Source organism: Sporocytophaga myxococcoides DSM 11118, assembly GCF_000426725.1.
Taxonomy (GTDB): domain Bacteria; phylum Bacteroidota; class Bacteroidia; order Cytophagales; family Cytophagaceae; genus Sporocytophaga; species Sporocytophaga myxococcoides.
This window is the reverse complement of the sequence record NZ_AUFX01000005.1, coordinates 342,149-361,668: the sequence shown is the minus strand read 5'-3', so window position 1 is coordinate 361,668 and position 19,520 is coordinate 342,149. Positions and strand designations below refer to the sequence as shown.

Below are 19,520 nucleotides of genomic sequence, written 5' to 3'. Positions count from 1 at the left end.
GGTAAGCTCTTCCCCACGATCAGCCTGCAATACTTTCCGGAAAATTCTGCAACAGAAACACTCGCCTCCACTAAATACACTCCTCTTCATCTCCCTGCATGTCCCTGCCGGCCTCTCCTTGTCCTTCTCTTTCATACCGAACCCTTCTTGCCGAACCCTCTCTTTCTCCACGTCTTTTCTGGAAAGGCCATTGAAGCATTTTTAGCTTTTTCACTTCTTCTACATAAACAGTAGAAGTATCTTTATAGTAAATATTCTTTGCATCAAGATTTTGCTGAGGCTCAGCCTCAAAGTCATATCTGATATCATTATTTATCTTTGTCGCACTCAGGTAAGCTACATTATGTAAACCAGTATTGATACTATCTTTTACTTGAGTTATTCTTTTTACGCACAGGTCTTTTACAGGCCCTCCGGCCTTATTACTTTCTGTCTCCTGAGCGTAGACCACTGAGTACATTACCATGAACATCAGCAGAACTCCCCATTGCTTTTTCATTGTTACCGACTTTATAAATCTAACTAGGGAAAAATTCAAATAGTTATAAGAAGGGAAAAAGAGGAAGATAATAGACTACAAATCAAGCTTAAAGCAGAAAGCTTAAAGCGAAAAGTTTTTAAAAAGAGAAAAGTTGAAAGCTTAAAGTTAAAAGTTTTAAAAGGAGTTATTCTCCCCAATCTATTGAATTCATCTGCCTAAAAAATGGCTCATTGGTATCAAAAATTAAAAGCAGAAAGCAAAGGTCCAAAGACTACTTTAACTTTCTGCTTTTAACTTCTGTTTTAAGCTCCTCACGCTGATTCTCTGGAAAGCTCTTTTGCTCTCTTCTCAGCTGATTTTAAAGCTTCAATAATATCCTGCCCTACATTGGATTTTTCAAAAGAATTCAGAGCCGCCTCGGTTGTTCCTCCTTTAGAGGCAACAGCTTTAATCATATCGTCTAGCGAATCCTTGCTATTACTCATGATCTGAAATGCACCTAACATAGTTTGTTTCACCAGCATAGCAGCAACAGGCTCTTCCATCCCCATTTGCTTTCCGGCTTCTATCATATGCTTCACAAAATAATAGTAATAAGCAGGTCCACTCCCGCTTAAGGCAGTTACTGCATCAAGCAGTTCTTCATCTTTCATAAAAATTGCCTTGCCAGTAGTTTCAAGCAAAGTATCCACGATAGATATCTGATCAAGAGATGCATCCTTACAAACAGTAAAAGCCGTTATACCAAACCCAAGCTGAGCTGGAGTATTTGGCATAGCCCTCACAATTTTATCATGCTTCAGAAGAGTCTGTATAGTAGAGATAGTAATTCCAGCCATGATAGAAATAATCAGCTGGTTCGGCTTTATAACCTTTATCAGATCCGGTACCAGAGATTTAAAATCCTGAGGTTTTACAGCTACAATCAGAATGTCGTAAGTTGATAAACTTTCGTTTATTTCTTCCTTAAGGTCAGCCACTCCTTCCTCTCTAAGGCTTTTACGTTTCTCAGGATGTTTTTCTATGATTAGTAGGTCTCCTGTTTTTACAATGCTACTTCTAACAAAGGCTTTGGCATAGGTCGTACCCATATTCCCCCCGCCAAGTATTGCAATTCTCATATTAAATCTATTATTAATTTCTTTTAAGCATTTTGAAGCACAGCTTTTAATGCTTTGTAATTCGCTTTTATTATCTTCTCTGCCAGCTCCTCATTGATCGCTGTTGAAATAAACAAACTTTCATATTGAGAGGGAGCAAGATAAACTCCTTCTTCCAACATTGCCCTGAAGTATTTACCGAAAAGAGTGGTATCAGAAGTCTTTGCTGTTTCAAAATCTATAACCGTCTGATCCGTGAAGAACAATGTAAACATGGAGCCAATCCTGTTAACCGTTCCTTTTATACCAAGCTCTTTAAGGTTTTTCTCAAAACCTTCACAGATTTTCGCTGTAATTTTTTCCAGATGAGTATAAACTTCAGGATGTGTGTTCAAATAATTTAACATGGCTAAACCAGCAGCCATAGCTACCGGATTTCCGGAAAGCGTTCCAGCCTGATATACCGGACCTGAAGGAGAAACAAAATCCATAATTTCCTTTCTTCCGCCATATGCACCTACTGGCATACCTCCTCCGATTATTTTTCCTAAAGTCGTAAGGTCTGGTTTAACATTTAAAATTTGCTGAGCTCCTCCTTTAGATAATCTGAAACCTGTCATCACTTCATCAAAGATCAACACAATGCCTTCGTTATCACAAAGTGTTCTCAACCCTTGCAGAAAACCACCATCCGGTAAAACAAGTCCCATATTTCCTGCTACAGGCTCAATGATAATAGCAGCAATCTGCCCTTTATTGGCAGCTGCTAGATCCTGAACTGCTTTAAGATTGTTAAATGGAGCTGTAAGAGTATCATTTGCAACACCTTGGGTAACACCGGGACTATCAGGTACACCAAGTGTTATAGCACCACTTCCTGCAGCGATCAGGAATGAATCGCCATGTCCATGGTAGCATCCTTCAAATTTAACGATCTTAGCTCTGTTCGTATACCCTCTGGCAAGTCTTACCGCAGCCATAGTTGCTTCAGTTCCTGAGCTAACCATCCTCACCTTCTCGATTGATGGAATCATAGAAGTGATCAGTTCTGCCATCAGTACTTCTCTTTCCCCCGGAGCTCCGAACGAAAGTGAATCTTTAACAGCTTCACACACCGCGTCCTGAATATCTTTATTAGCATGACCAAGAATCATTGGCCCCCATGAATTGATCAGCTCTATATATTTATTATCATCCTCATCTATCAAATAAGCTCCTTCAGCTTTTTTGATAAATAAAGGATTTCCTCCTACAGCTCTAAATGCTCTTACCGGAGAATTAACTCCACCTGGAATTACATTTTTAGCTCTTTCAAAAAGTTTATGGCTTTTTTCAGTATTCATATACTTATTTAATCTGATCTACAGGATTTGCTACTACCATTTTGTTCCCTTCAAATTTCACTATTGGAACAAATAAATTCGAATTGGAATTTGTGAAGTTATAACCATAAAGCGTATAACCTCTTGTAAAGCCCTGTGCAGAGAGGCCAGGTCCAAACACATTACCGTAATTTTTCAATGCATTTCCGAAAAACCTCATCATATCATATCCCTGGTAAGCATAGATCTCTGGGATGATATAAGCTTTTTTCAAAAATGTATTTCTGAAACTTTGAACTGCATAGCTATCATAATCTATGTAGTCAGGATTGATAAAATGTACATTTCTCCTTTCAAACTGTTCAAAGGTAAGTAAGGGAAACTGCAACCATTCCTGCCTTGTAATTACAGGTGTAGAAAATTTACTGATCTCCATTTGACTGATAAAGTTAGCTGCAATTACCTGATCGTTTGCTGCTATGAAAATATGATTGACACCTAATAGCTTTGCAGAATCGGACAAAAGCTTTTGCATGTTTTTAAGCTTATCTTTAGCAACTTTTTCAAATTGAGTCACAGCAAATCCTTTTAGTATAATACTGTCTTTGTATCTTGTTGCCAGTAATGAATCTCTGTTTTCCTGACCAAAAAATATATAAACATTTTTTCTTTCTGGTGCGGTGTGAGCTTTCTTTCCTGTTCCCACAGCCAGAGGTTCTGCGGGGAATTTTGCCACAGCCATTTCTGCAGCCCTGCCCGCCTGAGCTTCCAGACTTGGCTGAAATAAAAACACATATGGATTCCCTTCTACAAGTTTAATATTATTGGAAAGAGGATTGATACCTGATATTTTATTCCTTAATGCGAATTCAGCCACCAGGGGATAGTTTGCAGGAAAAATCGGACCAACGATCAGATCCATATTGGCAAGTTCAGGAGATTTCAATATTTGAGAGACCTTTGAATCGTCCTTTTCTGTATCATAAGGATGAAGCACAACACTAACTCCGTCTTTCTTCAGGGAATCTATTGCAATTTTCATCCCTTCATACAACTCAAAGACATATTGATAGCTTTTGCTCCAAGCCTCTGGGCTCAATTGTTTCTCCATAAAAGGAAAGAGCACAGCTACATGATATTCCTGTTTTTTTACTGAAGCTCTTGTTGCTTCAACAGCTTCCTTTTCTAATTTAAATTCCTGTCTCAGATATTCCAGCAACATCTTATCTTTCTCATTTAGCTGAGCATAAGAAAGTTTGTTAACAAGATTCTTTGCTATCACAGCATCATTTGGAAATAGCTTTTGCAGGTTTTTAAGAGTGTCAAGTGGAGCCTTCTGCAGATAAAAATTCTTCTGCTTATCCGCTTCCTGCTTTAATTCCTTTGAATTAAGAGTATTAAGGATCTTAACGGCCTGAAAATATCTCTGCTGTTCAAAATACAGATTTGCATAAAGGTAATTTACATCTTCTATTTTGTCCCAATCCGGATATCGCTGTTTGATCTGCATGACCATAGCTTTTCCTTCGTTCAGCTTGCCAAGTTTAAGAGCAGCAAGAGAATAGTAATATGCTGAATAAGCTTCGAAATTATTTTCTTCACTTTCTTTAGTCAACGGCCCAAAAACATCCATTGCCTGTTGATACTTTCCTTCTTTAAGGAAGTTTTTACCAATCAGGAATTGTCCCTGATAATCCGTTTGTCCCAAAACATTATTGGAGACAAAATATAGGATAAGAAAACTTAGTGCGTAAGAGATTTTTTTCATCCGGTTGATCATTTTACTCCCATTCAATGGTAGCAGGTGGTTTTGAACTAATATCGTAAACTACCCTGTTTACTCCTTTTACTTTATTGATAATCTCACTGGAAATATCTGCAAGGAACTCATAAGGAAGATGCGCCCAGTCAGCAGTCATTCCATCTGTGCTGGTAACGGCTCTAAGACTTACTACATTTTCATAAGTCCTTTCATCCCCCATAACACCGACAGATTTAACAGGAAGCAGAATTGCTCCAGCTTGCCAAACCTTATCATATTCTCCAACTCTCTTTAATCCCGAAATGAACAGATGATCTACTTCCTGAAGTATTGCAACTTTCTCTGCGGTGATGTCTCCAAGTATTCTGATTGCGAGCCCTGGACCAGGGAAAGGATGACGACCAAGAATAGTATTGTCTATTCCAAGAGATTTCCCAACTATCCTTACTTCATCTTTAAATAATGTCTTTAAAGGCTCTACAACTTTCATCTTCATTTTTTCAGGAAGCCCACCAACGTTGTGGTGAGATTTAATGGTTGCAGAAGGTCCTTTAACAGAAACAGACTCAATAATATCCGGATAAATGGTACCTTGTCCAAGCCACTTCACATCAGTTATTTTATGAGCCTCCTGATCGAAGACTTCTATGAAAACTCTTCCGATGGCTTTTCGTTTTTGTTCCGGATCAGAAAGTCCTTTTAAAGCTGAATAAAATTGTCCTTTTGCATCAACCCCAATTACATTCAGTCCCATGTGTTTGTAAGATGCCAGTACTTCATCATACTCATTTTTTCTCAACAAGCCGTTGTCGACAAAAATACAAGTGAGTCTGTCTCCTATAGCCTTATCTATAAGCACAGCAGCTACAGAAGAATCCACTCCTCCTGATAAGCCAAGTACTACTTTATCATTTCCTAATGTGGCTTTTAGTTCTGCAACAGTAGAATCAATAAAAGTATCTGGAGTCCAATCCTGGCTGCAGCCGCAGATGTGTACAACAAAATTTCTTAAAATTATTTTACCCTCAAGAGAATGCGTAACCTCTGGGTGAAACTGAATTCCATAGGTTTGTTCACCTATAACTTTATATGCAGCGACCTTCACAGACTCAGTGCTGGCCAGAATTTCAAATTTGTCATTGAGACCGGAGATTGTATCTCCGTGAGACATCCAAACCTGAGAATCAGGTGTAATCTCCTTCATCAACTTATCAGTATTGTGGATGCTCACCAATTTGGCTCTTCCATACTCTCTTATTTTAGAAGGTAATACATCATTGCCTGCTTTATGCGCCATTAATTGAGCTCCATAACAAACGCCAAGGACAGGCATTTTTCCTTTAAAAGCTGTCAGATCTATGTCTGGAGCATTTGCTTCACGAACAGAACATGGACTTCCTGATAGTATTAGGCCTTTTACACTGGAATCAACAGGAGGAATTTTATTGAAAGGATGAATTTCGCAGTAAACGTTTAACTCTCTGACTCTGCGGGCTATAAGTTGAGTATACTGGGATCCGAAATCCAGAATTAATATTTTTTCAGTCATAATGTAAAATTAACATTAGTTGTCCGGTTTTTCCAAAAAAAGTAAATCCTTTCCGGAACAAGTTATAAACATACTGGAAAAAAGTGGAAAGCTGAAAGTTGAAAGTCAAAAGTTGATTTTTTAAAAAGCTGGAGGATATTTTCAAGCAAAGGCATAAATACACAAAAATAGAAAAACCTGCTCGAAGGCAGGTTTTCTATTCAATTTTTTAACATGAAGTAATGTCATACTCCTGCTTCTATTGGTGTCAGCAACTCAAAATATTTTTCAAAATCTTTTTTCTCCAACAAAAAAGTCGGCTTATGACTTGCCCATTCAGTAGACACCTCAAAGAGGTCATTAAAGGATCTTCCACGATAAACCTGGTTCTCCTTAAATTCTTTTAGCTGCTTGTTATCAGGCGTCCTAATACATTTGTACTGGATCTTTACATTATTCCTTTTCATTTGACTTGTTACCATACTACTTATTCTTACTCCGGTTAAACAACAAATATTTTTAAAAAATTCATCTTATTTTAAAATTCTGTGGATTAATTCTTTCGTTCAACTTTTCCTTGGTATAATCCACTACAACTTATTAATACTGAATATTATAATTGTTAATTAATTCATTTTACTAATAAAGAAACTTCTGCCTTCTTTCCAAATGAATGCAATGAATTTATTTCATCTTAACCATTCAAGCCTTACAAAGGAAAAGGTGCAATGTTCTTATATAATTACACAAACAGATTTTGTCTGACAATAATTGCATTGATTGATTAATTATTATTTATTACAATTTACTATATATATAGTGCCATACTAACTGCGGTTGACATTAAAGGTTATCAACAAATCATAAGCCATACTTTATTTTTCTTGGAACATGATGAACTTTTAAAAACATTATTGATGTTGACAGATCAAACAAAGCTTCATAAAAAAATAAATAATCAACCATTATTATGGGTTTATTCGGAAATCTTTTTCATAATGAAATTGCCATGGATCTGGGGACTGCTAATACCCTGATCATGCTAAACGACCAGGTCGTACTAAACGAACCTTCTATTATCGCAATAGATACAATTACGGGAGAACTTGTTGCCCTTGGCAGAAAAGCTATGGAAATGCACGAAAAAACTCCGGAGAACATCAAAACCATAAGACCTCTTAAGGATGGTGTTATATCTAATTTCCATGCAGCAGAGCAAATGATCAGAGGGATGATCAAAATGATTTTTGATGGTAAAAAATCCCTTATTAAAACTGCTCAGAAAATGGTGATTTGCATACCTTATGGAGCCACAGAAGTTGAAAAAAGAGCTGTTAGGGATTCTGCAGAAAATGCAGGTGTGAAAGAACTTTACCTTATACATGAGCCGATAGCTGCTGCTGTTGGAATCGGAATAGATATTGAGGAACCACACGGCTCAATGGTAATAGACATCGGAGGTGGAACTACAGAGATTGCAGTTATATCCCTTTGTGGAGTAGTGTGTAACCAATCATTGAAAATTGCAGGCGATCAGCTCAACAAAGATATACTGAACTTCATGAGAAGAAGTCACAATCTTTTAATAGGAGAAAGATCTGCAGAAAGAATAAAAATTGAGGTAGGTGCCGCTCTTCAGGAACTAGATGATGCTCCGGCCAACTTTACAGTAATCGGAAGAGATATGATGACGGGACTTCCTAAAGAAGTAACAGTTAATTATTCAGAAGTTTCCGCTGCAATGGAAAAATCGATATCTGTAATTGAAGAGTCTGTAATTAAAACCCTTGAAACATGTCCGCCGGAGCTTGCCGGAGATATTTATAGAAAAGGAATTCATATCACAGGTGGAGGCAGCAATCTAAAAGGCCTTGACAAAAGATTGGAACTAAAAACAAAGCTAAAGGTTCATCTATGTGAAAACAGTTTATTATCAGTAATAAAAGGAACATCCACTTCATTAAAGAAATTGAAGACAATGAAGCATATACTGGTAAGATAATTTTCCTTCTCACCTATGCCGGGGATAATTGGTTTCATTCTGATTCCTGTCTCCGGCACTTTTCTTTTTATCTGATTTTTTTAAACGAAATATTATTTCTAACCTTAATCATCTGTATTTCAGTTTAAATAAAAATTATTTTTCAATTAAATTAATATTTTCTCTTAAGCTTTTGAATCTAATATTAATTCATATACATTTGCACCGGCAAATCTATACGACTAGCTCCTGTTGAACCCCCCCAGGTCCGGAAGGAAGCAAGGGTAGACGGTTGAGCAGTGCGATATATGATTTGCCATTTTTGTTTTAACGGCTATCTGCAAATCTATACTCAGGTTGAAATAAATTCTTAGATTTGTACCTTCACTTTGTAAAAAATAATTCAAATAATGAAATTCTTTATTGACACAGCTAATCTTAATGAAATAAGAGAGGCTCATGAACTTGGAGTGCTTGACGGCGTTACAACTAACCCAAGTTTAATGGCCAAAGAAGGGATCAAAGGAAAAAATAACGTTTTTGCTCATTATAAAGCTATTTGCGATATTACTGACGGAGATGTAAGTGCTGAAGTTATTGCCACTGATTTTGAAGGTATCATCAGAGAAGGAGAAGAACTTGTAACAATCGATGATAAAATCGTAGTAAAAGTTCCTTTGATCAAAGATGGTATCAAAGCGATAAAATATTTCTCTAAAAACGGAATCAGAACAAACTGTACACTTTGTTTCAGCCCTGGACAGGCGCTTCTTGCGGCAAAAGCAGGAGCTAATTACATCTCTCCTTTTATCGGCAGACTTGATGATGTTTCGACTGATGGACTTGAGCTTATAAGCCAGATCGTTCAGATCTATGATAACTATGGGTTTGAAACGGAAGTACTAGCGGCTTCAGTAAGACATCCAATGCACATTATTAAATGTGCTGAAATAGGCGCAGATGTGGCAACATGCCCTTTAAGTGTAATTACAAGTTTATTAAATCATCCATTAACAGACATAGGTTTGCAGAAATTTCTGGCAGACCACCAAAAACTTAATGGTTAATCAGGAATCTTTCCGGAAATAAGCTCAGCAGAATGTACATTATTAAAGTAAAAGGGAAAGCTAAAATTCCAGATTACATTCAGTTAAGAGACGAAAACTTCGTTTTGGTAGCTTATTTCCGGGCAGATCGCCCTGTCAAACTTCCCAAAAAAACAGGGCTTGAAGGAAAAGAAAAACTTTTGGAAGAAGTAATAAAAGATCTTCCCTTTGGAAAACTTCAAAAACTGGAAATATAAGCAATGACATTTTCCTCCGAACCTGTAGTATCTGTTAAAGATCTAAGTATTTATCAGGAAGACAGACTTATCCTGGACAATATTTCATTTGAAATTAGCAAAGGTGAATTTGTTTATCTGATTGGAAGAACTGGAAGCGGAAAAAGTTCATTGCTAAAATCATTATATGCTGATCTTCCTTTTGAAAATGGCAGTATCAACGTTGCAGGATACAACCTTATCAAAACAAAAAGATCTAAGATTCCTTACCTTAGAAGAAAGATTGGCATCATCTTCCAGGATTTTCAGCTGCTTCACGACAGGAACATTTCAGACAATCTTCTCTTTGTAATGAAGGCAACAGGTTGGAAAGACAATGCTGCTATGAAAGCGCGCTTATCTGAAGTTTTGATGCGTGTTGGACTGGGAGCTGCATCTTTCAAATTGCCACACCAACTTTCCGGAGGTGAACAACAAAGGATAGTTATTGCAAGGTCTTTGATTAACGAACCCCTAATCCTTTTCGCAGATGAGCCGACAGGCAACCTTGATCCAGAAGTTGCCGAGGAAATCTTTAATCTTTTCAAGGAAATCAACAACAGTGGTACAGCTGTACTCATGGCTACTCATAACTATGAGTTGATCAATAAATTCCCCAATAGAATTTTAAAAATCAAAGACAGAGTACTTCTGGATTCAAAAGATAATTTGGAAAGTAACTCTTTCTAGGATAAATGCAGGAAGATAAACATCTTCATTTGATCTCCTTTGATATCCCCTACCCTGCCGATTATGGGGGAGTTATAGATGTTTATCAGAAGCTTATCAACTTTAAAAAAGCAGGAATAAAAATCATTTTACATTGTTTCTTTGCCAATAGAACTCCTCAAGGAAAGCTGGATGATATTTGCGAAAAAGTTTTTTATTATAAGCGCTCTTCTGTCTTACCCCTATTTTCAACAAAGCCATATATAGTGGCTTCAAGAAACAATCAGGAATTACTAAATAATCTACTGCAAGATCCGTATCCTATCCTTTTTGAGGGCATACACACGACTCACCTGCTTAATCACCCGTCCCTAAAAGACCGAAAGAAGATTGTAAGACTACATAATATTGAGCATCGTTATTATAAGCTTTTAGCTGATTCAGAAAGTAATTTATTCAAGAAAATATTTTTTCACTTCGAATCTGTCAAATTATATCATTTTGAAAAAAGATTGAAATATGCAGATGTGCTGCTCCCTATAAGTGAACCGGAAGAAACTTATTTTAAAAAAGCTTTTCCTTCGAAAACTGTAGAACTTGTAAATGCTTTTTCTAAAGCAAGTGAGGTTTCCATCAAAGCAGGAAAAGGTAAATATGTTCTTTACCATGGCAATCTATCGGTTAGTGAAAATGAGATCACGGCATCATACCTGATAAAAAATTTATCTCCTCAAAATACACTTCCTCTCGTCATAGCTGGTAAAAACCCCACGAAAAAATTAAAACAGCTTGCTTCTGATCATAATATAGAACTAATACCCAATCCTTCAGAAGAGTCGCTTAGTGAATTAATTTCTAATGCCCATGTTAATATTGTTTTTAGTCTGTTTGAAACAGGCACTAAATTAAAATTACTACATGTTCTATTTAAAGGAAGGTTTTGTATTGCCAACGGTAATGTTCTTGTATCTCCAGCCCTTTCAAATTGCTGCATAAGAACAGAAGATGTTGAGGCAATGAATGATAGTATCGAAGAATTAAAAGAACATGAATTTGGGGAGAAAGAAATCCTTGCCAGAAAAGAGCTTCTTACAAAAAGCTTCCTTAATGAAATATCTAAAATCATTGCCGTTCTCTAAACAGATTTTTTAGAAAGTCTGTATTATTTTACCGGTTGAAGATTAAAACGATCAGAAGCAAATTTTAACATAAACTGATAAGCTTCTTCATATTCGTTTTTAATAGTCCCTAGTAATATTGCTTCTCTTAGCTCGTCTTTAATGTCTCCTACGACTTTCCCGGGTGTCAGATTAAATGTATCCATAATGATTTCACCGGTAATGACAGGTTTAAAATTTCTTAGCTTATCTTTTTCCTCTACTTCTTTTAATTTAAGCTCAACAGAATTAAAATTTGTAAGATACTTCTTAACCTTCACTTCATTTTTGGAAGTAATATCAGCACGACATAGGGTCATTAACGCATCGATATCATCGCCAGCCTCAAACAACAACCTTCGTAAAGCAGAATCTGTAACGTTCTCCTTTACCAGCGCAATAGGTCTTAAATGGAGGCGCACAAGCTTTTGAACAAACTTCATTTTTTCATTCAATGGAAGTTTAAGCTTTCTGAAAATATGGGGAGTCATTCTCGCTCCTAATTCCTCATGGCCATGAAAAGTCCAGCCGATCTTTTCATCGTACCTTTTTGTAGCTGGCTTAGCAATATCATGAAGAATAGCGGCCCATCTTAACCAAAGGTCATTGCTCTTTTCAGCAACATTATCCAATACTTGTAGAGTGTGGTAGAAGTTATCTTTATGTGCTCTGTTTCCAACAGATTCCACCCCCTGCAGATCCGTAAGCTCTTTAAAAATAATTTCCAGCAAACCGCAATGATAAAGAAGCTTAAAGCCATAAGAAGGCTTAGGGCTTAGAACAATTTTATTAAGTTCATCAGAAATTCTTTCACAAGAGACAATATTGATCCTTTCCTTATTTTCAATAATAGCCTGAAAGGTATTTGGATCTATGTCAAAACCCAATTGAGTTGCAAATCTCACAGCCCTCATCATCCTCAAAGGATCATCAGAAAAAGTAATGCCCGGATCAAGTGGAGTTTTAATAATTTTCCTTTTGAGATCAGACATTCCATTGAAAGGATCCAGCAACTCACCAAAGTTGTTTTCATTCAAACTAATGGCAAGAGCGTTTATGGTAAAATCCCTCCTGTTCTGATCATCCTGTAAAGTTCCGTTTTCTACTACAGGTTTCCTTGAGTTCCTGTTGTAAGACTCTTTTCTGGCACCCACAAACTCAAGCTCTCCCACTTCCATCTTGATCATAGCCGTTCCGAAGTTCTTGAATACAACTACCGGCAGGTCACCCATCTTCTGAGCTACTTTCTGAGCCAGTGTTATACCACTGCCCACACACACAATATCAATATCTTTGGAAGGTCTTTTCAGCAGAAGGTCTCTGACATAACCACCAATAACATATGAATCAACTCCAAGTTCTCTGGAAGCTTCGGCAACAACATTGAATAACTTGTTGCCATTTAAAAGTTCTGAAAAATTCATTAAACGAATACTCTCCGGATTATTTTCGGATAAATTTAATTTCCCCGTCAAGACCTAACTTCACAATGGTAGATGGATTTGACGTCATATTTTCTCCGTTTTTGACATCTACTACAAAATCTGCCTGTTTCAATACAGCCTCTTCTATACCTGCAAAATTCATCGGAGAAGGATTGCCACTTATATTGGCAGAAGTTGAGACTATTGGCTTTCTGAATTTTTTAAGCAAGGCATTGCAAAAATCATTTCGTACTAGTCTGATAGCTATACTTCCATCTTCCCCAAGCAAATCCGGGCTTACATTTTTCCCTTTCGGATAAATTACTGTCAAAGGCCTTTCTGCAAATTCTACCAAGTCCCAGGCAATTTCAGGTACATTCACAACATAATCATGCAACTGTCCAATCTCATGAATCAGCACTATCATTGCTTTGGCATCCGGTCTTTTCTTTATGTCGTAAATTTTCCTGATAGCTTCAGTGTTTGTCGCATCGCAGCCTAATCCCCATATAGTATCTGTAGGATACACAATCACATTTCCCTTTTTTAACTGCTCTATACAGAGGTTAATCTCTTCCTCAGACTTCATTTAGGTTCTTTTTTGTTGACGATTTTTCTCAAAGATAGGTAGTAATTACAAATTTAAACCGCGATTAAGCATTTAAAAAAACATCATTGTAAATCAAAACATTGAAGTTTATAATAAACGATTGATTATAATGATAAACAGGATTTTTCAATGGGCTAAAGATTGATTTTAGTTAAAGACTGGTATATCCTATTACTTTTATTTTTTGATAGAAACTTTCAGAATATATTGAAATACAAGCCTATCAAGAATAATCACAATGTAAAGATCTCTATATTCCTCTAAATGGTTAAAATTTAGGACAAGGAATAACCATATCTTTCCTTCTTATTATTTTCCTGGTCTTAAAAACATATGACAATGAAAACTCATGTGCTCCGGCAGTAGTTGTAGCTGTCAGGCTAGAAATTGTAAGATCATAGCTATAGCCAATTCCCCATCTGTCTGTTCGCACTCCTACCATTACTACAACTGCATCATGATTGAAATTTGCCTGATTATATCTTTTAAAAGGTATCCCTCTGTACCAAAGTCCTGTCACAACAGGTTCATAACAGACGTATAATCCAAGATCGAGCTGGTCGAAACGCTCCTGATGTTTGTACACAAAGGTCGGAGAAATGCTTCTTTCTTTTTGTTCTCCATATTTCTTTTTGTGCACTCCCTCTTTCAGAAAAAATTTTACACCACCATGAAGTGTTGTTTTTATTGGGAGTTTATTCCCACCTGTATTCAATGACTGATCAGGCTGATTGATATGGCTAGATGCCATTCCCATCCAAAATTTATTATTATAGAATAAAAAACCTGCTCCAAAGTCGAAGTAATTAATACTCGAGCTTTTGCCTGCTACATCATAAGGAATTCCAGGAACTCCGTCAATCTGACTTCCGAAGGTAAGGTTATAATAATCGATGCTTCTTGAAACATAGCCAAATTGAATTCCTGGTCTGAAAACCAATTTGCTCGACAGATTTACACGAAAAGAATACATACCGCTTATAGAGGCTGATTTTAAGGCTCCCGCACCTGCTTTATCCAGCATCGCCATCAACCCCACCCCGCTTCTGAACTTTTCAAAATTATGATCTAACGATGCTGCATAAGTAATAAAAGGCTTTGGCAAATTTACCCACTGATATCTGTTGTTAAACATTGCCCTGCTTTCATAAGTAGCTCCGGCAAAAGCAGGATTAAGATAAAGCGGAGCTGCATAGTATTGGGAATACTGGGTGTCCTGGGCAAAGGCGTAATCAGTTAAGCTTAAAGCAAAAAGCAGTGAGCTTAAAGCGAAAAGCTGAAAGTTGAAAACGGAAAGCTTAGAGCTCAAAAATGTATGAGCAGATGGCATTCTAATTCCTTTTGTTTTGTTGTTATTTCTTTAGTTTGAAATCGAAAGTTTTTTAAACTTTTAACTTAATTCTTCCAACTTAAAAGACCTCATCCTAAAGTCCTTCTCCTGAAGGAGAAGGACTTTAGTGTCGATGTTACTATCAAAGTTTTTGTCACAAAACTTTAAGCCTTTATTTAAAGTTAAAATCATCGACTTTACTTTAAACTTTACACTTTTAACTTTAAGCTTTAAGCTCTACGCTTTGTTACCATATCAAAGTAATATCTCCAGCATATTCTTTCACCTTCCCACTTGGCATCTTTACCTTGATCCTATATACATACACGTCTTCCGGACAAAGTTGATTTTTATAATAGCCATCCCAACCAGTTGAAGAATCTCTTGTTTCAAAAAGCATTTCTCCCCACTTGTTATAGATCCCCATATAAAATTCAGCAACATCATGTAAGCGCGGATAGAAGACCTCATTTAACCCACTTCCATCTTTTCTTCCTCCATTTGAGCCTCCATGATTTGGTGTAAAGGCATTTGGAATTTCAATTGAACCGCCTTCTTCAGCTATTACAGCATCATCCAACTCATAAATATTTATACATCCAAATTCATTTTCAGCAGTAAGCTTTACTTTATATCTACCTGATGTTTTATATACATGAGAAGGACTTACGTCTATAGAAGATGTTAGATCTCCAAAATCCCAAATATATTTTATAGCATTAGTAGATTTATTATTAAAGAAAATCGGATCAGGGATAAAAACTATTTTAGGCTGGGCTATGAAATAAGCAACTGGTACAGGTCTTACATGTATGATTGAATCTTTCAGGAGATAGTTTTCACCACCCAATCCTTTTGCTGATAATCTTACCGAATAATCGCCTGCGATACCATAATTATGCTTTGGATTTTTAAGTACGGATGTCTCGCCATCTCCAAATTCCCATAAATATTGTTCTGCAAATTTAGATGTATTGTTAAACGATATCTCTAAAGGCAAACACCCCTCCCCTTCACCTGTAAAACTGGCAATTGGCGCAGTCGGCAACACACTTATATCTCTGGTAAATGTGCTTGTACATTTACCTGTATTTAAAGAAAGCGTGAGTTTATAATTCCCATAGAAACCATAATAATGCACCTGAGGATCTCTTATTATGGAATTGCTTCCATCACCAAAGTCCCATTTAATTTCAAAATCTCCTGCAACAGTATTGTTAGTTATATAAATTGCAGAATCAGGTAACTGTATGGTTGTTGAGGCAACTGTGAACTTTGCTTCAGGACCAGCCCAGACAGCGACAGGCTTAGTTATTTCTGCGTCACAATTATGCACTGATTTAACTTTCAGAATCACATTAAATACAGTGTCTTTTGCGGAAGAATTCTGAAAAATATGGACAGGAGAAGTTTCCAATGAAGTACTGCCATCTCCAAAATCCCAGGTATAATTTGATATTAATGAACCTGATGGAGCAAACTTAGTCTTGAAAGGACTGCATCCTTCCATTTCCCCAACGAAATCAGGAAATACTTCTGGAAAGACAGAAATCTTTCTGATCAAAGTATCCGCACAATTATTATCAGTCCCCGAAATCAGTTTTACATAAAACTCTTTAACCAAACCGGTTTTATTCTCAAACACATGCGAAACATCTCCAAACAAAGTATCCAGTAATACACCATCTCCAAAATCCCACTTATACCATCCAGCTTTTTGACTGCTATTAGAAAACCTTACTGATAAAGGACTGCATCCGAAAGAAACAGATTCATTAAAGTCAGCTTCAGGTTTAGGATGTACAATGACTGTGTCGTAAACCGTTGCTGAGCAATTAAATGAAGATAAGGCATTAAGTGAAATTCGAAACAGAGTATCCTTATCTGTAATGTTGTTAAAAACGTGTATCGGTGTCGATGATGAGGATTTAAAACCATCTCCGAAATCCCAGTTAAACTTATATTGTGCTCCTTCAGAAGACAAACCCACTATTAGAGGATGACAACCTTCTTTAGGTTTGGCTTCAATTTTAAACTCAGGTTCCGGATATACAATTATAGTTTTGCTTTTTTCTAAAAAGCAACCATGATCTGTAATAGCTCTGATCGATACAGACTCATCTTTCACTATACCAGTCTTGTTCACAAAAGTGTGATTAAATTCCATTGAACTGACAATAGTATCCTTACCTTGAATAGTCCACTTAAAGGACGAAGCTAAAGATGAATTATTGGCTAGCTTTATATTGGACGGGCTGCACTGAGGAGCCTGAGGTGTGAACAAGAAATCAGCTACGGGATCCGGATAAACAGTAATAATTTGTATTAACGTATCCATACACCCTTTATCGGATTTGGCAATTAGTTTCAAAGGAAATTCCAAAAGATCGCTCCCTTTATTTAAATAAGTATGTGTGATCGTATCTAAATTATCTGAAGTAATCAGTCCTGGCGAACCATCACCAAAACTCCAATCATATGCAAAAGTATTTTGTGATTTATTAGCAATCTTAAGATCAAAGGGTGTGCAGCCATTCCATTTATCAGAATCAAAAGAAGGAACCGGCAAAGGTGAGACAACAGTATAAATTGTATCTTTCCTTTTACAGACATCAGTAGCAGCTTCAATGATTACTTCATAACTTCCCGGAGCGTCATATAAATGAACAGGTTCTTTTACCGAAGCACTCCCCCCATCTCCAAAGGTCCATGACCAGGATGTAATCTCGGTTCCCGGCATATATGGGCTAAGATATTTTGCAGGAATCGGTCTTTCAAAAGTTCCATCAGGTAATTGCCATCCAACAGATAAATGATCATCCAGATTACTTTCTTTATGCAGGGCTTCAATGTAGTATCTCTGATTGGCTTTCAAAAAAACAGGTAATGACTGCTGAGAAATATATCTGTTCCACTGCCTTAATGTAGTAGTACCAGACACATAAGCTATTTTTGTTTTATCAGAAACCTTTGCACTTGAACTAAGCCAGAGTTCAGAATCTCCATTACTTGAGATCCAGAAGGTATATATACCGTCTACAGGAGGACATATAAATCCATAAATTCTGGAACCATAATTATCACCAATATTAACAGGACCTTCAAAATAGTTGGTCAGTAATGAAGTTCTGGACGGTTTGTTCGGAAAATTAACATTGGCTGTTAACGTCGCAACGGTAGCAGCTCCGGTGATATTATCCCATTGTTCTCTCAAAATTGATCCTGTAGCACAAGATACCGCAGGCATTAAATCTGTTAAGTTTTTAAATACATTAAAATCTCCCAAACAAACCGGATCAGATGAAATATTTAAAGAAATGTCGGAAGGCACAATTACTGCTGCACTTCTTTCAGAGATACAGTTAAGACTATTTCGTCCTACCAATTTAACACTATAATAACCAGGTTCAAAATCAATAGTCCAGGGACCGGCACCAGATTGAGTCGTTCCATTTCCAAAGTCCCATGTAAAAGAGGATGTATTTACCGATGTATTTTTAAACAACACAGAAGCCTTTCCACAACCAGTAGGTTTATCAAAAGTAAAATTCGCCTGGGGAAGGCCTAATACGGAAACTGTCGAACTAGAAGTATCAGAGCAACCAAGAGCCTTGTCCTGGACTGAAGCCATTTTGATAGTATAGTTTCCTGCAATACTGTATTTATGGTAAAGCGTGGGATTATTATTTTCTATCCAGCCCGTTCCATCACCGAAATTCCATTTGAATCTGTTTGCTCCACCAGTTGAAGTATTTTGAAATAATACTGAGTCCCCGCTACAGATTGCAGCAGTTGAAGCGGTAAATTGAGAAACAGGAGGATCAATAACTTCCACTTTCATAGAAGTCTGATTCACTCCACAAAAGTTAGAATCCAAAAGTGTAATATTATAAATAGCACCTGGAGGCCCAGTAATAAAAGCTTTAAGAGATTTATTAACGGGAGTGGCCTGAAGCCATGGGGTTGAAATCCCCAAATCAGAGGAAATCCATTTTATTTTCCTTGCCTGCTTATTATTACAATTATATTTAGAAACATCCTTAAATGTCACCGAATCTGCCCCGCAAATTTGCTGCACGGAAGCACTGATGATAGCAGAATCAGTATCCCAAAAATTAAAAGGACCATAACTGGCAAATGATGCATCACACAAACCTGTGGCAGTGAGTCGGACAATCATATTACAACTGGATGTTCCTTTTTTATAAATATGCGACGTCACCTGACCTGAATTAGAAGCATCAACCACATCTTTAGTCCCATCTCCCCAAGACCATTCAAATTTTGTAAAAGCAGAAGTATTGGTGGACGTGTTTTTGAATGAAAGGATATTGGGCGCACAAGTACTGGCTCCGATGGTAGGCGGTAAAGCTGCGGCCCCTGCTTTTCTGTCATTGATAAAAGTACTTGTTATTGTTTTCTTGGTACAACCAGATTTGGTTTCAGAAAGTGTTATTGTAAATTTTCCTAAACCAAATAAATGGGAAATTACAGTATTTGAAGACCAGAGAGCGCCAGATACAACAGCAGAACCATCACCAAAGTCAATGGTATAATTCTGAACATCATGAGGAGACATCAACTCCAGATTATAAGTATCCGGATCAGTTTCGTTATCGATACAATGGATCCAAGTCTGGGAAGAGCTTGGATTTGCGTAAGTTAAATCATACAATTCTGGTAAAGCACACTGAGCCAAGGCCTCAAAAGAGCCCAGACTCAATAAAAATAAAACACAAATTTTCCAGGTAAATGATATTTTTTCACGCATAAATACAATCCAAACTATCAAAATATATCCGTTAAACAATTGATTTGGTGTGCCTTTTTTGCAG

15 protein-coding genes and 1 other RNA gene are annotated in these 19,520 nt (G+C 36.9%); 6 read left to right on the top strand and 10 right to left on the bottom strand.

Annotated features, from left to right (window positions below; translation table 11 throughout):
- Positions 1-70: 70 nt before the first annotated feature.
- The 6 genes from K350_RS0107535 to K350_RS0107505 form a co-directional block, all read right to left on the bottom strand.
- On the bottom strand, positions 71-499 hold the full coding sequence (locus tag K350_RS0107535; protein ID WP_028979387.1) for a hypothetical protein: 429 nt from the start codon (positions 497-499) through the stop codon (positions 71-73).
- 293 nt (positions 500-792) lie between these two features.
- Positions 793-1,602 carry a pyrroline-5-carboxylate reductase gene (gene proC / locus K350_RS0107530; RefSeq protein WP_028979386.1) on the bottom strand — a complete coding sequence of 270 codons (810 nt, stop codon included), beginning with the start codon at positions 1,600-1,602 and terminating at the stop codon, positions 793-795.
- Between the two features lie 23 nt (positions 1,603-1,625).
- On the bottom strand, positions 1,626-2,924 hold the full coding sequence (hemL, locus tag K350_RS0107525) for a glutamate-1-semialdehyde 2,1-aminomutase (RefSeq protein ID WP_028979385.1): 1,299 nt from the start codon (positions 2,922-2,924) through the stop codon (positions 1,626-1,628).
- A 4-nt stretch (positions 2,925-2,928) separates the two neighbouring features.
- Complete coding sequence (locus K350_RS0107520; RefSeq protein ID WP_028979384.1) at positions 2,929-4,671, bottom strand: type 1 periplasmic-binding domain-containing protein; 1,743 nt, start codon at positions 4,669-4,671, stop codon at positions 2,929-2,931.
- A gap of 13 nt (positions 4,672-4,684) precedes the next feature.
- Positions 4,685-6,214 carry a glutamine-hydrolyzing GMP synthase gene (gene guaA, locus K350_RS0107515; protein WP_028979383.1) on the bottom strand — a complete coding sequence of 510 codons (1,530 nt, stop codon included), beginning with the start codon at positions 6,212-6,214 and terminating at the stop codon, positions 4,685-4,687.
- A gap of 224 nt (positions 6,215-6,438) precedes the next feature.
- Positions 6,439-6,660 carry a hypothetical protein gene (locus tag K350_RS0107505; protein WP_051312982.1) on the bottom strand — a complete coding sequence of 74 codons (222 nt, stop codon included), beginning with the start codon at positions 6,658-6,660 and terminating at the stop codon, positions 6,439-6,441.
- 503 nt (positions 6,661-7,163) lie between these two features.
- Here K350_RS0107505 and mreB point away from each other — a divergent pair.
- The 6 genes from mreB to K350_RS0107480 all read left to right on the top strand — a co-directional run bounded on the left by mreB (position 7,164) and on the right by K350_RS0107480 (position 11,303).
- Positions 7,164-8,195 (top strand): rod shape-determining protein, encoded by a 1,032-nt coding sequence (gene mreB, locus K350_RS0107500; protein WP_028979381.1) that lies wholly within the window; start codon positions 7,164-7,166, stop codon positions 8,193-8,195.
- A 203-nt stretch (positions 8,196-8,398) separates the two neighbouring features.
- An RNA gene (gene ffs / locus K350_RS31935) (signal recognition particle sRNA small type) lies at positions 8,399-8,498 on the top strand.
- Between the two features lie 86 nt (positions 8,499-8,584).
- On the top strand, positions 8,585-9,241 hold the full coding sequence (gene fsa / locus K350_RS0107495) for a fructose-6-phosphate aldolase (RefSeq protein ID WP_028979380.1): 657 nt from the start codon (positions 8,585-8,587) through the stop codon (positions 9,239-9,241).
- 32 nt (positions 9,242-9,273) lie between these two features.
- Positions 9,274-9,477, top strand: coding sequence for a hypothetical protein (locus tag K350_RS0107490; protein WP_028979379.1), 204 nt, complete (start codon positions 9,274-9,276; stop codon positions 9,475-9,477).
- Between the two features lie 3 nt (positions 9,478-9,480).
- Positions 9,481-10,185, top strand: a complete 705-nt coding sequence (locus tag K350_RS0107485; RefSeq protein ID WP_028979378.1) for a cell division ATP-binding protein FtsE — start codon at positions 9,481-9,483, stop codon at positions 10,183-10,185.
- A gap of 5 nt (positions 10,186-10,190) precedes the next feature.
- The gene (locus K350_RS0107480; protein ID WP_028979377.1) at positions 10,191-11,303 is read left to right on the top strand and encodes a glycosyltransferase; all 1,113 of its coding nucleotides are present in this window, start codon (positions 10,191-10,193) and stop codon (positions 11,301-11,303) included.
- A gap of 23 nt (positions 11,304-11,326) precedes the next feature.
- Here the strand turns inward: K350_RS0107480 and K350_RS0107475 are convergent, their stop codons facing one another.
- The 4 genes from K350_RS0107475 to K350_RS0107460 all read right to left on the bottom strand — a co-directional run bounded on the left by K350_RS0107475 (position 11,327) and on the right by K350_RS0107460 (position 19,456).
- Positions 11,327-12,745: a CCA tRNA nucleotidyltransferase gene (locus tag K350_RS0107475; RefSeq protein ID WP_028979376.1), complete on the bottom strand. Its 1,419-nt coding sequence runs from the start codon at positions 12,743-12,745 to the stop codon at positions 11,327-11,329.
- A gap of 19 nt (positions 12,746-12,764) precedes the next feature.
- Positions 12,765-13,334 (bottom strand): L-threonylcarbamoyladenylate synthase, encoded by a 570-nt coding sequence (locus K350_RS0107470; protein ID WP_028979375.1) that lies wholly within the window; start codon positions 13,332-13,334, stop codon positions 12,765-12,767.
- 289 nt (positions 13,335-13,623) lie between these two features.
- Positions 13,624-14,685 (bottom strand): PorP/SprF family type IX secretion system membrane protein, encoded by a 1,062-nt coding sequence (locus tag K350_RS0107465; RefSeq protein ID WP_051312954.1) that lies wholly within the window; start codon positions 14,683-14,685, stop codon positions 13,624-13,626.
- A 247-nt stretch (positions 14,686-14,932) separates the two neighbouring features.
- Positions 14,933-19,456, bottom strand: coding sequence for a PKD domain-containing protein (locus K350_RS0107460; protein ID WP_028979373.1), 4,524 nt, complete (start codon positions 19,454-19,456; stop codon positions 14,933-14,935).
- Positions 19,457-19,520 lie beyond the last annotated feature (64 nt).